Origin of the sequence: uncultured Sphingomonas sp. (genome assembly GCF_913774285.1) — a bacterium.
GTDB lineage: Bacteria > Pseudomonadota > Alphaproteobacteria > Sphingomonadales > Sphingomonadaceae > Sphingomonas.
Window position 1 is genome coordinate 84,816 of the sequence record NZ_CAJYHX010000026.1, and the last position, 12,917, is coordinate 97,732.

The window sequence follows — 12,917 nt, forward strand, 5'->3', positions numbered from 1 at the left end:
GCCCCGCATGATCTACCCTACCCGCACCGCGATTCTGGCGACCGTGATCGGCATGCCGGTGGCGTTCCTCGTGGCGCTGCTGGTGCCGGGGCGCTGGTATGCGGCGCTCGCCTGGCCCGCCGCGGTGCTGCTGCTGACCGTGATCGACGCGCTGCTCGGCGCCCGCCCGGGCAGCGCCCGCGCGCGCGTGACCCTGCCATCCAGCGTCGGCGTCGGCACCGAGGTGCCGGTGACGCTCGATATCGCAGTGGACAGCGGCGTCCGCCGGGCGCAGCTGGTGCTGCAGACCAACGCCTTGCTCGAAGCGGCCGATGCAGCGCCGCTATGGGTGGCGCTGGAGGGCGGCCTCGGGCGCTTCGACATGCCGTTTCGCGCGGTGCGCCGCGGCACGGCGCAGGCGGAGCGGCTCTGGCTGCGCTGGCCCGGCGCGCTGGGGCTGAGCTGGAAGCAGCAGGTCTTCCGGCTCGAGGCAAGCACCGCCGTGCTGCCCGATCTCGCGCCGGTGCAGGAGCGCGGGGCACGCGTGTTTGAACGCCACTCGCTCGACGGGCTGATGGCGCAGCTGCAGCACGGCGACGGCGACGATTTCGATGCGCTGGTCGAGTTCCGCGCCGGCATGGACCGGCGCTCGATCGACTGGAAACAGTCCGCCCGCCACGTCAAGCTCCACGCCAAGGAAATGCGCACCGAGCGCAACAACCAGATCGTCTTCGCGGTCGATTGCGGGCGACAGATGAGCGAGCCGGTAGCCGGGCTGAGCCGGCTGGATCGGGTGATCTCGGCGGTACTGCTCACCGGCTGGGTGGCGCTGAAACTGGGCGACCGGGTGGCGCTCCACGCCTTCGACTCGCGGCCGCGCGTGGCCAGCGGCCTCGTCTCGGGCACGGCTGCGTTCGGAGCCCTGCAGCGGCTCGCGGCACAGATCGATTATAGCGGCGACGAGACCAACTATGTCTACGCGCTGAGCGCGCTGGCCGGCCGGCTGACGCGGCGCTCGATGATCATCCTGTTCACCGAATTCACCGATCCCACCTCGGCCGAGTTCATGCTGGGAGCAGCCGCCCGCCTGCTCAAGACACATCTGCTGCTCGTTGTGGTCCTGCGCGACGAGGAACTGGAGGCGATCGTCGAGCGGGCGCCGTCCAGTTCCGACGATGTCACCCGCGCGGTGACGGCGGCGGCGCTGCTGCGCGACCGGCTGACCGTGCTCACCCGGCTGCGCCACCTCGGCGCGCATGTCATCGAAAGCGAGCATGACCGCGTGCCCGACCGGCTGGTCGAAGGCTATGCGGCACTCAAGCGGAGGAACCTGCTGTGACCGCCCTGCCCGGCGATGCGCTCCCCGGCGGCCCGCTCGTCAACGCCACGCGATTCCGCGCCGCGCACGAGGCCGATTGGGCGCGGCTCGATGCCTTGATCACACGGATGGAGAAGCGCTCCGTCCGCGCGCTGAGCGACGACGACGTGCTGGCGCTGCCGCTGCTCTATCGCTCGGCCTTGTCCTCCCTCTCCGTCGCGAGAGAGACCTCGCTCGATCGTGCGCTGGTCACCTATCTTGAGCAGCTGTGCACCCGCGCCTATTTCCAGCTCTACGGGGTGCCCACCTCGCTGGCAGGGCAGCTGCGGCGCTTCTTCGCGCGCGGCTGGCCGCTGGCGGTGCAGGCGCTGTGGAAGGAAACCCTGTTCTGCGTGCTGCTGCTGGCGGTGGGCGCGGTCGCCGGCTTCGTCCTCGTTTCCAGCGATGCGGCCTGGTTCTACAGCATCATGCCCGAAGGCATGGCGGGGGGCCGCGATCCTTCCGCCACCACCGAAGCGCTGCGCCAGACGATCTATGGACAGCAGAACGACGCTATGCTGCTGCCCTTCGCGACCTTTCTGTTCACGCATAACAGCCAGATCGCGCTGTTCGCCTTCGCCCTGGGCTTCGCCTTCGCCGTGCCGACGCTGCTGCTGCTGGTCTATAACGGGCTGATGCTGGGGGCGATGCTGGCGCTGTTCGCCGCGCGGGGTCTGGGCATCGGCATGGCCGGATGGCTGACGATCCACGGCACAACCGAGCTGTTCGCGGTCGCTATCGCCGGCGCCGCGGGCGTCCGCATCGGCACCGCGGTTGCCTTTCCCGGCCGCGACGCGCGGATCGACGCCGCGGTGCGGGCCGGGCGCAGCGCCGCCGTCGCCATGGGCGGGGTGATCTGCATGCTGATGGTCGCCGGACTGCTCGAAGGCGTAGGCCGCCAGACGATCCAGGGCGACGGCGCTCGCTTCGCCATCGGTATCGCCGCCTTGCTGGGCTGGATCGCCTATTTCTACTTGCCGCGTCGATCGGAGGACGGCGATGCGCCTGCCCTTCCGCGCTAAGCGCAGCCCGAAGTCCGCCACCCGGCGGCGCAGCTTCGTCACACCCGAAGGGGTCGATCTGGGCCTGGAGCTCGCCCGCCCCAGCGCGCGCGCGACCGCCTTCGCCGTCGACAGCATGATCATGCTGATCGTCCTGATTGTGGCAGCGGTGGGTATTGGCCTGCTCCGGCTGGGAAATGCTGGCCTCGAGGCCATCGCGATACTGTGGATGCTCGGCGCCTTCGTGCTGCGCAACGGCTGGTTCATCCTGTTCGAAATGGGCAGCCGCGGCGCCACACCGGGCAAGCGGCTGATGAAGCTGCGCGTGGTCGCGCGCGACGGCGGTCGCCTCACCGGCGCGGCGGTGATCGCCCGCAATGCGATGCGCGAGATCGAGCTGTTCCTGCCGCTGTCGTTCCTGGCCGCCCAGCGCACCGCAGGCTTGGCGGACGGCGCCCTCACCGGCTTCGCACTGCTGTGGACCGGGCTGTTCCTGTTCTTCCCGCTGTTCAACCGCGACGGGCTGCGTGCGGGCGATCTGATCGCGGGGACCTGGGTGGTGAACACCATGCGCGGCAAGCTCCACGCCGATCTCGCGGCGGCGGACGTGCAGCGGCCGCGCCGCACCTTCAGCGCCGAGGCGCTCGACCTGTACGGCGTCTTCGAGTTGCAGAAGCTGGAGGAAGTGCTGCGCCGGGGCAATGAGGAAGCCATCGTCACCGTGGCCGCGACGATCCGCCGCAAGGCGGGACTGCCCGACGACGGCGACGATCTCGGCTTCCTGACGGATTATTATGCCGCGCTCTGCGCCCGGCTCGAGCGCGGCATGATGCTCGGCAGGCGCCGCGACGACAAGCACAGCGGCTGGTCGCAGCGCTGAGCCGAGGCGCGGCTTAGCCGAACACCTCGGCCATGCTCGCGACATTGTCGGGGTCCTTCGGGTCGAGGCCGAAGCGGTTCTCCCCCGGCGTGCCAGGCAGGACCATGAACACGAAAACAATCAGTCCGCCGACATAGGGGATGAAGTTAAGCAGCACGAACCAGCCGCTCATGTCACGATCGTGGAAGCGCCGGACCTGCACCGCGATGGCCGGCACGAGGATCGCGAGATAAGCGAGGCCGCCCACAAGCCCCCACACCAGGCCTAGGCCGCTCGGCTCGCGCCCCGCAAATCCGCCCAAGCCGGCGAACGCGACGAACCCCACGCCCCAAATGATCGCTGCGATAAAGATGAGCAGCGCGAACATCCAGTATTCAAGCCGCCGCGAACGCCCCTGAAAATCCGCGTAACGCTTCAGCGGCAACAACATCCAATTCATCAAAACCCCCCTTGGGTCATCACAGGAAAATCACCAGACCACGGTTTGCGGGCGGGAGCAAGATCAAGCAGTCGGCAGGGCAGATGGTTTTTCAATAGCGCGCGACGTTAGGCTTAACAAAGACTTACACCCTCATATTACAGCACCCGCGTATCGCCCCCACCCGGCCGGCCGCCACCCGAACGACTATGGAGCATCGTCAGCGATGCCGACGATGCTCCAAACTTACGGAACGCTTTTGGGGCCTGCGCGCCTTTACGACAGTAGGACCGCCAGGGGGTGGCGATAGACCGGTGCGTCCTGCGTCGTACGCGTCGGGGTAGAAGCAACGCGACTTTCCAGCGCGAGGCCCAGCAGACTTCCGAACAGCAGGAAGCTGCCCATAGCGCTGCCCAGTTCGGAAAGGCTCGGCATGTCGCTGTTCGGTCCATAGATCTGGCCCGGCTTGGTCAGGTCGGCATCCGCCTGCGTCACCTTCTCGCCCAGTTCGGTCTGCCAGCCGGCGGTCGATTCCAGCACGGTGAAGCCGTCGCGGTTGGCGGCGTCTAGCGCATAGCCGTTGGTCGAGACGCTGACCGAAAGGTCGCCCAGCTGCTGTTGGCTGATCCCGTCGATCACCACCGCATTGGCACCGCGTGTTACCACCACCTGGCTGGCGAAGTAGACGTTGGGATTGCCCTTCGCCTGCTCGGTATTCACCGTGATCTTGGTGCCGTTGTCGAGCTCGAAGGTCGTCGTGCCGTAGAAGTCGAACTGGTGCTTGCCGTCCACGTCAACATGCGGATCGCCCCACACGCGCGTGCTCTGGCCCGTCTTCTCGTTGACGATCGTCATCTCGCTGTTCCGCTCGTCGATGGCGAGGTGATAGCCGTCACCCAGATCAACGCGCGCTGTGCTCTGGCCGGTGGTCTGGGCGGTGAAGCCCGCCTGGGGCTGGAGTTGCCCGGCGCCCGCCATCGTGCCCAGCTGGATCGACAGCAGCGACGGCAGCATCGCGCTGGCATAGGCGCTGGCGCCGAGCGGGTTGAACTGCTGGGCGAGCACGCCGCCGGCCAGCGCCAATTGCGCGGCGGCGAACGGAGTCGAGGCGGCGGTCGAAATCGTCGTCATGTCCATGCTCCTGAGAAAGGCGATTGGGTGCGAGCCCGTTGGTATGGTGCTGCTTCCCATGCCCCGGCCGCCTTCGGCATCGCCGGATCGCGTAGGCCGCCTAAACGAATCGTCTAGCGACGGACCGTGCCGGCAATGGCATCCGGGAATCCGACGGCCTTCGGCGAGGAACCACGAACATGATGTTGGCAGCGGACCAGCTATCGCGACCCACCGGCATCGGGTCTTCCTCGGCGATTTCGACGTCGCTGCATCGCGCCGCGAACGACGATTTCCAGGCACGCCACCTGCCCCCGCGCGAGCTGCTTGCCTGGCAGCAGCCTGCGCCGCCGGTCCAGTTCGTCCGCAGCGAAGCCCCACAGCTCACGGCCGAACGGACCGGCGGACCTTCCACCATCGATCTCGCAGCGATGGCAGCCGACGTCTACAACGACATCCCCGCCCCGCCCGCCGGCTACCGCGTCGCGAGCAGCGACGACCTCGCCCAGCTTGGCCTGCGCGGCGAAGACTTGACCTCGCCGCAGAGCAGCTTCCGCGCCCGCGTCTATGTGGCGGAGGGCGATGGCGGTCCCAATTACGTCGTGAGCTTCCGCGGCACCACCGACGGCAGCGACTGGAAGGCCAATGCCCAGCAGGGCGTGGGCCTGCCCTCCGATCAATATACCCGCGCGCTGATGATCGCGAAGGCAATCGGCCGCCACCCGGAGGCGCAGGTGACGATCACCGGCCATTCGCTCGGCGGCGGCCTCGCCTCGGCGGCGGCGCTGGCCAGCGGACGCGACGCGCAGACCTTCAACGCCGCCGGGCTCAGCGACGCGACGATCCGCCAGGCCGGCGTCATCCGCGGCGATGCGCCTGCTCCCAAGATCGCCGCCTTCTACGTGCGCGGTGAAATCCTGTCCGCGATCCAGGACGGGGGCGACCGGGTTGCCGGCGCAATCCTGGGCGGCATCCCCGGCGCGATCCTCGCCGATGCGCCGGAGGCCTATGGCACGCGCATCCCGCTCGACGCCAAGCAGCCTGCCGGCCAGCATTGGTATCAGGACACGCCGCTCGCCCGGCACGGGATGGACTGGGTGCAAAGCAGCCTCGGCGCGCATTGACCCGGCGTTCCCCGACTCCCTACAGCATGGCCTCATGAACCGCCGCGTCCGCATCTTCGCCGCGCTGATGCTGGCGACCGCCCCGATCGGAGGATGCATGGCCGCCGCGCCCAGTTGCTACACCAAGCGCGCATCGGTGGTGCTGCCCGACCGTACCCGCGTCCTCGCCCATCTGAGCAACGGCGCCTCTGGTCGCGCGGTGGCCGAGGCGATCTTCGACGGGCGTGTCGACGCGGCGCAGGCCATGCTGGCGCGCGATCCGCAGCTGATCAGCACGGCGGTGGTGGACGACCCCAAGACTCCCCAGCCCCCCGCGGGCCAATATGGCGACCTGCTCGCTATCGCTGTCGCCCGCTGTGATGCCGATGCGGTGACCATGCTCTTCGCCGCCGGCATGCCCAAGAACGGCGTGAAACCGGGCGCGGCACTGTCGCTGGCGATCCTGGCGGACAGCCCGGCAATGGCGGAGCAGTTGCTCGTGGCCGGCGCCTCGCCCGATCCGCAGGCGAGCGGCGGCGAAAGCCCGATGCGCGGCGCCATCGCCTTCAACCATATCGGCGGCGTGATGACGCTGCTCCGTCACGGCGCCGATCCGCGATGGGCCGATCGCTTCGGGATCGATCCGGTCCGCTTGGCCATGGACGCCGAACAGGCAGAGATCGCGGAGCTGCTGGTCGAAAAGGGCGGCACGCTGTGGAGCGTCGCCGACGACGGCAGCATGGCTGCGCACGCGCTGCTGGAGGAGCCGGTGATCTTCACCAGCCCCGAAATGCGCGCCGCCCGCGCACGATTGATCGAACGCGCCCGCAACGCCGGCTTGGGCTGGCCGCCGCCCGACCGAGCGACCGTAAAGCAGCAGGTGGCGCGCGGTGCCTGGCCGACGGCCGAGATGGCCAAGGCGGGAATGACCGTCGCGCCTGCGGTGCAGGAGCGGCTGCGGGCAGCAAAGCAGTAGCGCTTCCGGAGCACGTGCGCAGCGCCCCCAAGATCAGTGGCTGGTGACACCGGTGCTATCGCCGCCGCCGGCATCGCCACCGGCGCCCTCGAGGGATCGCCACTGCGGCTCCAGCGTCGCCTCCAGCCGCCGGAGTTCGGCGTCGAGCACCGCGACCGTCTCCTCGTCGCGTTCGGCCATGGCGAAGCGGATGCGCGAGGAAAGCTCCGCAATCGCATATTCGGCATAGGCCACGGCATTGGCTTCGCGATTGATCACCGCCGAGGCGTTCCCCGCAAGAGTTCGCAGCGTCTCCAGCGCATCGCTGCCGATCGTGCGCGGCTTCTGGTCCAGCAGGCAGAGCGTGCCCAGCGCGAGGCCGTCCTGGGTCACCAGGGGCGCCGCGTAATAGGCGCGCACGTTCATCTCGATGACGGCTGGGGCGAATTTGAAGCGCTGCTCGCGCCACGCATCGGCGACGCAGAGCGGGGCGAAGCCGGGCACCTGGATGGCGGCGTCGCAAAAACTGTCGGGACGGGTGAACTCTCTGGGATCAAAACCATAGGCAACCGCAAGCCACAGCCGCGACCGGTCGACGATGGAGACGGCCGCGAACGGGAAGCGCGTCGCCTGCGCGGCATGCTCCACGATCCGGGAGAGTTCTGCATCGCCGCGCATGCCGAACACACCGCTGGTAAGCACGCGCGCTTGACGCCGCAGTTCACTCAGATGCCGCGCATCTTCTTCACAGCCGATCAAGTGCATCCGACACCCCCTCAATGAAGCGAGAATGCTATCGCCGAGAAACGCACATTCGCAACGACTTTCCCTCACGCACAAGCAAGCCAAACGATTTCTTTGTCCGGGGGAGACGCATCTTGCCGCCGACTACGATCCCGACACCCGGGATCACGCCCGCTCGCTGGCAGCTTTCGGTTATTCGGCGATCCTCGCGCAGTAGGAGCATCGGCGGCAGCGGTGCCGCTCCGTGGCTTTACCTAAGCGATTCGTGGAGCGCGCGCGCCCTGCAAAGTCGCTACTCGTGCACCCATGTTCCCTTCCACGGACGAGATTCGGCGATGACCCAGCCCATCGGAATCACCGGCGCCCGCGCAAGCGCCATCGGCGCCATTGGTGCAGCCGGCAAGACGCCCGGGTCGCTCGCCGCCCAGGCGATGACGGTGCTCAGCAATCGCGTTGCCGGCACCGTGACGCGGGAACTGGGCCTTGTGCAGGGCGGCCGATCGCCGCTGCGGGCCGGGGATGCCTATGGCACCGAAGGCGTCGCCCGCGATCTCGCAGCGACGCTGAATGCGAGCCCGGCCGATGCAGGGCGGCTGTCCCGCGCGCTGAACGACTTCACCAGCGAAGTCGCGGCACTGGTCGCGGCGAGCCCGACGAGCGACGTGCTCGATCGGCTTTCGGGCCTCGGCTATGCGGTGCTCGATCCCGATGGGCGACCGGGCATGAGCGATAGCGACAAGGTCGTCGCGACGATCGACTCCGCCATCTTCCAGCTGCGCGAAGATCCCACGCGGGCCGATCGCTAAACGCCGTCGCGTCAGCGCCGCGCCGCCATCGGCACGGCGTTGCCCTGCACCCCCACCTTGCCGACGCGCACCTCGCGGCGCAGAAGCCGCTCGTGCAACTGCTCGCTCCACTGCGTTGCCACTGCGGGCGGCACCGCGGCGGAGGGGATCAGCAGCACGTTGACCTGCCCTGCCAGATCGCGCCCCAGCACCGCGCCTTCCACCTTGTAGCTGCCGAGCGGCAGCGACAGATGCACCTCGGGCTGCGCGGTCTTGCTGACTTCGGCGATGGCGGCCGCGATACGATCGAGCTGCGCATGCTGGGCGGGATCGACCGCCCCCGCCGCCGAGGGCCGCGCCGCAACCGCAATCGCCGCGAAATCGCGGGGGGCGACCATCGCCGCCACCCCGTCGGCCTTGTCCAGGCCCGGATCCTTCGCCGCCCGCTTGCCGGCGTGGCGAGAGAGCGCATCGGCGAACGCCTTGCGCTGCTTGGGCGCTGCCTCGGGTTCGCCCTTGGCGGGCGCATCGCGGGCGGTGGGTGCAGGCTTGCTCTGGACCGAGCCACTAGTCGGAGCGCCGTTCATGCCCAGCCCCGCGACAGGAGAAAGGCTGCAGCCTCGGAATCCACTCGATCCTCGGCACGGCGCTGCTCGGCACGGCGGAGAGTCTGGTGATGCGCCGCGACACTCTCGCTGCGGACGCGGTGCTGGTCGAGCGCGCGTCCGGCGGCCCCCTGTGCATCGACCGCAATCTCATGCCGGGCGCGCTGGTCGCTGGCGCGGGCCGCGGCGCCGGTCTCCTCGGTCACGCGCTGGTCGAGCCAGAGCCGCGTCTGCGGGCAGGCCGGGCTCGCTTGGAAAAGCATGCGGGCTTCGCCGCGCGCGCGCTCCGCCGCGCTGCGGGCGGCTTCGGCAGCGCTGGCTGCGGTTTGCGCCTGCTCGGCGGCCTCGCGCGCCTCGATCAGCGCGCGGGTGAGGCGCTGCTCGCGCATCTGGGCGATGCGCGCCAGCACGGGCGCGCGACTGTCAGCGGGCATGGTCCATCTCCTCGAAGGTGCGCAGCCGGGCGATGCTCTCGCCCAGCGACGTGCGTTCACTGCCGGACTGGCGCAGATAGGCGGCGATCGCCTGCCGCTCGGCCAGCGCACGATCGGCCAGCGGATCGCGACCGGGCTGATATTCGCCGATCTGGACGAGCAGCTCGATCTCGTCGAGCTTGGCCAGCATCGCCCGCAGCCCATGCGCCGCGCGCTGCTGCGCGCCGCTGGCGAGGCGGGGAAACAGACGTGACAGGCTGCCCAGCACATCGATCGCCGGATAGTGCCCGCGCGAGGCGAGCTTGCGCGACAGGACGATATGGCCGTCGAGCAGCGAGCGCACTTCCTCGCCGATCGGATCGCCGTCCTCGTCCTCGAGCAGCACGGTGTAGAGCGCGGTGATCGCCCCCTGTTCCGCAGTGCCGCTGCGCTCGAACAGCCGCGGCAGCTCAGCGAATACCGAGGGCGGAAAGCCGCGCCGCACCGCCGGCTCCCCCGCCGCCAGCCCGATCTCGCGCAGCGCACGGGCGAAGCGGGTGACGCTGTCCATCAGCAGCAGCACATGCCGGCCTTCGTCGCGCAGCCCCTCGGCAATGGCGGTGGCGACATGCGCGGCGCGGACGCGCTCCATCGCCGGGCGATCCGAGGTGGCGACGATCACCACGGAGCGGGCGAGTCCTTCGGCGCCCAGCGTCTCCTCGATGAACTCGCGGACCTCGCGGCCGCGCTCGCCGATCAGCGCGATGACGATCGCATCACACTGCGCATTGCGCGCGAGATTGGCGAGCAGGGTCGACTTGCCGACGCCGGCGCTTGCGAAGATGCCGACGCGCTGGCCGATGCCGATCGGCATCAGGCCGTCGATGGCGCGGATGCCGGTTTCCATCGCCGCGTCGATCGGGCGGCGATGCATCGGGTTGGGCGCCTCGCCGTGAATGGGACGGTCGGTGCCGCGGCGCACGTTCCCCAGGCCGTCGAGCGGCTGGAGGCGCGCATCGAGCACGCGGCCTAGCATGTCGGCGCCGTACGGCACCCGATCCTCGCCGCTGCGCAGGATCACATCGCTGTGCATCGAGAGGCCGCGCAAGTCACCGAGCGGAGTCAGGATCGCCCCACCGTCGGCGAGGCCGATCACCTCGGCCCAGAGCGAGAAGCCGGTCTCGGCATCGACGATCTCACAATTTTCACCGATCCGCGCCCGTACGCCGGTGACGCGCAGCGTGGTACCGAGCGCGCCGACGATGCGGCCATGCTGCTCGAACATCGGCGCCGCATCGAGCGCACGCAGCAGTGCCAGCGGATCGCTCATGCCACCCCCCAGCGCTTGGCGAGGGTTTCGAGCTGGACCGACAGGCTCGCGATTACCTGGCCTTGTTCAGTCCGGATCGCGCAGTCGTGCGCGCCGAGTGCCGGATCGGGGAGGACGCTGACTTCGGTCAGCGCCGTCAAGCGGGCGGCTACCTTCTCGGCCATGTCCGGCGTGACGGCGACGATCACCGCGCCCTGCGGCTGCAGACGATCGAGCGCCCGGGCGACCAGTGCAGGAAGCAACGTCGCGTCGTCGAGTTCGCCCAGCACCGCACGCACCGCAGCCAGCGCCGCCTCGGCAATCTCGTTGCGCCTTGCCTGCTCCTGCGCGTCGATCGCGGCGGCGAACTGCGCGATCTCGCGGGCGAGCAGGTCGTCCATATCGGCCCGTGCGCCATCGAGGGCGGTGCTGTAGGCCTCATCCCGCGCAGCCTCCGCGGCCTGGACCGCACGCGCCTGCGCCTCGCGCACCGCGCCGAGCAGCGCCACCGCGTCGCTGAACGACCGGCGCTCGTCGCGCTTGATCACTGCCCGCTCGCTGAACAGCAGCGCGGCGTGGTCGGCATGGACGAGATGATAGGTCATGCAATACTCTCCGCGAGGGCATGGGCCTGCGCCAGCAGGTAGCGCGCCGCGGCATCGTCCCGCGCGCCGGGGAAGCGGTTCGCCAAGGCTAGCGGGAGAGCGGCCTCCAGCAACTGCTCGCCGGCGGCGAGCACCCGCTCAGGTGGCGGCAGCTTTTCCGCCCCGGCCATCTCTGGCACCTCGGCTTCGCAGACCGCGTCGAACAGCGGCTCGCCCACCGCAGCCGCGAGTGCCGCCAGCCGTGGCCCGGAAAGCTCGGCATCGATCGCCCGGCGGTGGCGCAGCAGCCCGGCCACCGCAGCAATCCGCTTGCGCTGTTCCTCGGAAGCGTCGAGCCAGTCGGGCAGCTTGGGGAGGTCGCCGAAGCGTACCGCAGGCAGCCCGCTCGCCCTACGAGCAAAGCGCGCGCCACGCCCCTGCCCGCAATGCCAGGCGAGCAGCGCCAGCTTGGCGGTCCGCGTCTCCCGGTTCACCGCTGCACCGTGTCCGGTAACGTGGTCCGGGGTTTGCGCATCCGCCACAGTCCGCGTCCGGCAATCGCCAGCACGATCAGCGCGACCACGCCGATCGCCCCGCGCATCAGCGTCGAGACCGACACCATGCCCTCGCTCTCCGGCAGCACCGGCGCCGTCTGGGCCGGCACCATCACTACCGAGACGCGGTCGTAGGTGAGGCCGTCGATCGAGTTGGTGACCAGCGACTTGATCGCGCCGGTCTGGCTGCGCAGGTCGAAGCCGGTGCGGTATTTGACGAAAACCGATGCCGCCGAGGGCTTGGCCTCGCGCGACAGTGGATCGGCCTCGGGCATGGTCAGGTGCACGCGCGCCTGCACCACGCCGTCGATGCCGCTGATCGTCCGGCTCAGCTCCTGCGACAGGCCGTAGATCAGCCGCGCCCGTTCCTCGAGCGGGGTGGAGGTGAAGCCCTCCTTCTTGAACACCGAGCCTAGCGAGTCATAGTCCTCGTGCGGCAGGCCGTGCGCGCGCAGCGTTTCCACCGCGCGGGCGAAATCGGCCTGGTCGACGGCGATGCTCCACTGGTCCTTCTCCCCCGCCACCTTGGTCGCGGTGATGCCGGCCTGGTTGAGCACGGCGATCATCTCGTTGGCGGCCGGCTCGGTGAGCTTGCCATAGACTTCCTGCCGGCTGCAGCCGGCAAGCCCGAAGGCGGCGATCACCAGCAGCGGCGCGGCGATGCGCGCCTGCCAGCGGCGCGTGGGGGCGCGGCCGCTCATTGCTGCTTGAACAGTTGCTGCACGCCGTCCGAGCTCCGGTTGGCGATGTTGGAGGTTAGCTGCGCCTGGAACATGAATTCGGAGCATTTCATGTTGAGCTGCACCATCTCGCCCGGCGTCAGCTGCCCGCCGCTGGCCTCGGCCGTCTCGGCATAGCGCGAGACGGCGCGGGCCTGGACGTTGACCTGGTCGAGCGCGTTGAACATGCCCTTCATCGCCGGCGGGATGGGCCCCGCCGCGACCGCGCCCTGCACCCCGCCCATCTTCTCCAGCGCCGCCTGGAAGCGCGCGTCGAACTGCGGGGTGGTGGCGCCACCGCCATGGCCGCCGGGGGCGAGCAGCTCGAAGGCGCGGGACACGCCGCTCGTGCCCTGCCCCCCGGCCGGCGCCACCAGCGCGCCGATCGCATCGATGCTCAT

The 12,917-nt window shown here is 69.4% G+C and carries 16 protein-coding genes; 6 read left to right on the forward strand and 10 right to left on the reverse strand.

Going from position 1 to position 12,917, the window contains the following annotated elements; genetic code table 11:
* Positions 1-7: 7 nt before the first annotated feature.
* Genes QZ670_RS13340 through QZ670_RS13350 form a run of 3 tightly spaced genes read left to right on the forward strand, consistent with a single transcriptional unit; the run spans position 8 to position 3,217 of the window.
* Complete coding sequence (locus tag QZ670_RS13340) at positions 8-1,318, forward strand: DUF58 domain-containing protein (RefSeq protein WP_294256210.1); 1,311 nt, start codon at positions 8-10, stop codon at positions 1,316-1,318.
* Positions 1,315-2,358: a stage II sporulation protein M gene (locus tag QZ670_RS13345; protein ID WP_294256212.1), complete on the forward strand. Its 1,044-nt coding sequence runs from the start codon at positions 1,315-1,317 to the stop codon at positions 2,356-2,358. Before QZ670_RS13340 ends, QZ670_RS13345 begins: the two co-directional genes overlap by 4 nt.
* Entirely contained in the window at positions 2,336-3,217 is an 882-nt protein-coding gene (locus tag QZ670_RS13350; RefSeq protein WP_294256214.1) for an RDD family protein, read from the forward strand. The genes QZ670_RS13345 and QZ670_RS13350 overlap by 23 nt, the downstream gene beginning before the upstream one ends.
* Positions 3,218-3,230: 13 nt before the next feature.
* Here the strand turns inward: QZ670_RS13350 and QZ670_RS13355 are convergent, their stop codons facing one another.
* The gene (locus QZ670_RS13355; RefSeq protein WP_294256216.1) at positions 3,231-3,656 is read right to left on the reverse strand and encodes a DUF805 domain-containing protein; all 426 of its coding nucleotides are present in this window, start codon (positions 3,654-3,656) and stop codon (positions 3,231-3,233) included.
* A gap of 255 nt (positions 3,657-3,911) precedes the next feature.
* A complete protein-coding gene (locus QZ670_RS13360) occupies positions 3,912-4,766 on the reverse strand; it encodes a DUF1521 domain-containing protein (protein ID WP_294256218.1) in 855 nt (284 codons plus the stop codon).
* Positions 4,767-4,945: 179 nt separating this feature from the next.
* Here QZ670_RS13360 and QZ670_RS13365 point away from each other — a divergent pair, with 179 nt between their 5' ends.
* Both QZ670_RS13365 and QZ670_RS13370 read left to right on the forward strand, forming a co-directional pair.
* Positions 4,946-5,869 (forward strand): Mbeg1-like protein, encoded by a 924-nt coding sequence (locus QZ670_RS13365; protein WP_294256220.1) that lies wholly within the window; start codon positions 4,946-4,948, stop codon positions 5,867-5,869.
* 34 nt (positions 5,870-5,903) lie between these two features.
* Complete coding sequence (locus tag QZ670_RS13370; RefSeq protein ID WP_294256223.1) at positions 5,904-6,824, forward strand: hypothetical protein; 921 nt, start codon at positions 5,904-5,906, stop codon at positions 6,822-6,824.
* Positions 6,825-6,857: 33 nt separating this feature from the next.
* Here QZ670_RS13370 and QZ670_RS13375 read toward each other — a convergent pair whose 3' ends face one another.
* Positions 6,858-7,568 carry a GAF domain-containing protein gene (locus QZ670_RS13375; protein WP_294256225.1) on the reverse strand — a complete coding sequence of 237 codons (711 nt, stop codon included), beginning with the start codon at positions 7,566-7,568 and terminating at the stop codon, positions 6,858-6,860.
* 314 nt (positions 7,569-7,882) lie between these two features.
* Here QZ670_RS13375 and QZ670_RS13380 point away from each other — a divergent pair, with 314 nt between their 5' ends.
* Entirely contained in the window at positions 7,883-8,353 is a 471-nt protein-coding gene (locus QZ670_RS13380) for a hypothetical protein (RefSeq protein ID WP_294256227.1), read from the forward strand.
* Between the two features lie 11 nt (positions 8,354-8,364).
* On the opposite strand, the gene QZ670_RS13385 is transcribed toward QZ670_RS13380, so the two are convergent.
* From QZ670_RS13385 to QZ670_RS13415, 7 genes are read right to left on the reverse strand one after another with little or no spacing between them, the layout of a single operon-like run.
* Positions 8,365-8,919, reverse strand: a complete 555-nt coding sequence (locus tag QZ670_RS13385; RefSeq protein WP_294256229.1) for a hypothetical protein — start codon at positions 8,917-8,919, stop codon at positions 8,365-8,367.
* Positions 8,916-9,371: a hypothetical protein gene (locus tag QZ670_RS13390; RefSeq protein ID WP_294256232.1), complete on the reverse strand. Its 456-nt coding sequence runs from the start codon at positions 9,369-9,371 to the stop codon at positions 8,916-8,918. Before QZ670_RS13390 ends, QZ670_RS13385 begins: the two co-directional genes overlap by 4 nt.
* Positions 9,361-10,680 carry a FliI/YscN family ATPase gene (locus QZ670_RS13395; protein WP_294256235.1) on the reverse strand — a complete coding sequence of 440 codons (1,320 nt, stop codon included), beginning with the start codon at positions 10,678-10,680 and terminating at the stop codon, positions 9,361-9,363. The genes QZ670_RS13390 and QZ670_RS13395 overlap by 11 nt, the downstream gene beginning before the upstream one ends.
* Positions 10,677-11,264 carry a FliH/SctL family protein gene (locus QZ670_RS13400; protein ID WP_294256237.1) on the reverse strand — a complete coding sequence of 196 codons (588 nt, stop codon included), beginning with the start codon at positions 11,262-11,264 and terminating at the stop codon, positions 10,677-10,679. Before QZ670_RS13400 ends, QZ670_RS13395 begins: the two co-directional genes overlap by 4 nt.
* A complete protein-coding gene (locus QZ670_RS13405) occupies positions 11,261-11,737 on the reverse strand; it encodes a hypothetical protein (protein ID WP_294256242.1) in 477 nt (158 codons plus the stop codon). Before QZ670_RS13405 ends, QZ670_RS13400 begins: the two co-directional genes overlap by 4 nt.
* The gene (gene sctJ, locus QZ670_RS13410) at positions 11,734-12,498 is read right to left on the reverse strand and encodes a type III secretion system inner membrane ring lipoprotein SctJ (protein WP_294256244.1); all 765 of its coding nucleotides are present in this window, start codon (positions 12,496-12,498) and stop codon (positions 11,734-11,736) included. The genes QZ670_RS13405 and sctJ overlap by 4 nt, the downstream gene beginning before the upstream one ends.
* A complete protein-coding gene (locus QZ670_RS13415) occupies positions 12,495-12,917 on the reverse strand; it encodes a hypothetical protein (protein WP_294256247.1) in 423 nt (140 codons plus the stop codon). The genes sctJ and QZ670_RS13415 overlap by 4 nt, the downstream gene beginning before the upstream one ends.

What these genes read in the sequence shown, in the direction of transcription:
- QZ670_RS13340 (WP_294256210.1), top strand. Translation starts at nt 8, where the DNA reads ATGATCTACCCTACCCGCACCGCGATTCTGGCGACCGTGATCGGCATG.
- QZ670_RS13350 (WP_294256214.1), top strand. Translation starts at nt 2,336, where the DNA reads ATGCGCCTGCCCTTCCGCGCTAAGCGCAGCCCGAAGTCCGCCACCCGG.
- QZ670_RS13355 (WP_294256216.1), bottom strand. Translation starts at nt 3,656, where the DNA reads ATGAATTGGATGTTGTTGCCGCTGAAGCGTTACGCGGATTTTCAGGGG.
- QZ670_RS13360 (WP_294256218.1), bottom strand. Translation starts at nt 4,766, where the DNA reads ATGACGACGATTTCGACCGCCGCCTCGACTCCGTTCGCCGCCGCGCAA.
- QZ670_RS13365 (WP_294256220.1), top strand. Translation starts at nt 4,946, where the DNA reads ATGATGTTGGCAGCGGACCAGCTATCGCGACCCACCGGCATCGGGTCT.
- QZ670_RS13370 (WP_294256223.1), top strand. Translation starts at nt 5,904, where the DNA reads ATGAACCGCCGCGTCCGCATCTTCGCCGCGCTGATGCTGGCGACCGCC.
- QZ670_RS13375 (WP_294256225.1), bottom strand. Translation starts at nt 7,568, where the DNA reads ATGCACTTGATCGGCTGTGAAGAAGATGCGCGGCATCTGAGTGAACTG.
- QZ670_RS13380 (WP_294256227.1), top strand. Translation starts at nt 7,883, where the DNA reads ATGACCCAGCCCATCGGAATCACCGGCGCCCGCGCAAGCGCCATCGGC.
- QZ670_RS13385 (WP_294256229.1), bottom strand. Translation starts at nt 8,919, where the DNA reads ATGAACGGCGCTCCGACTAGTGGCTCGGTCCAGAGCAAGCCTGCACCC.
- QZ670_RS13390 (WP_294256232.1), bottom strand. Translation starts at nt 9,371, where the DNA reads ATGCCCGCTGACAGTCGCGCGCCCGTGCTGGCGCGCATCGCCCAGATG.
- QZ670_RS13395 (WP_294256235.1), bottom strand. Translation starts at nt 10,680, where the DNA reads ATGAGCGATCCGCTGGCACTGCTGCGTGCGCTCGATGCGGCGCCGATG.
- QZ670_RS13400 (WP_294256237.1), bottom strand. Translation starts at nt 11,264, where the DNA reads ATGACCTATCATCTCGTCCATGCCGACCACGCCGCGCTGCTGTTCAGC.
- sctJ (WP_294256244.1), bottom strand. Translation starts at nt 12,498, where the DNA reads ATGAGCGGCCGCGCCCCCACGCGCCGCTGGCAGGCGCGCATCGCCGCG.
- QZ670_RS13415 (WP_294256247.1), bottom strand. Translation starts at nt 12,917, where the DNA reads ATGAGCATCGATGCGATCGGCGCGCTGGTGGCGCCGGCCGGGGGGCAG.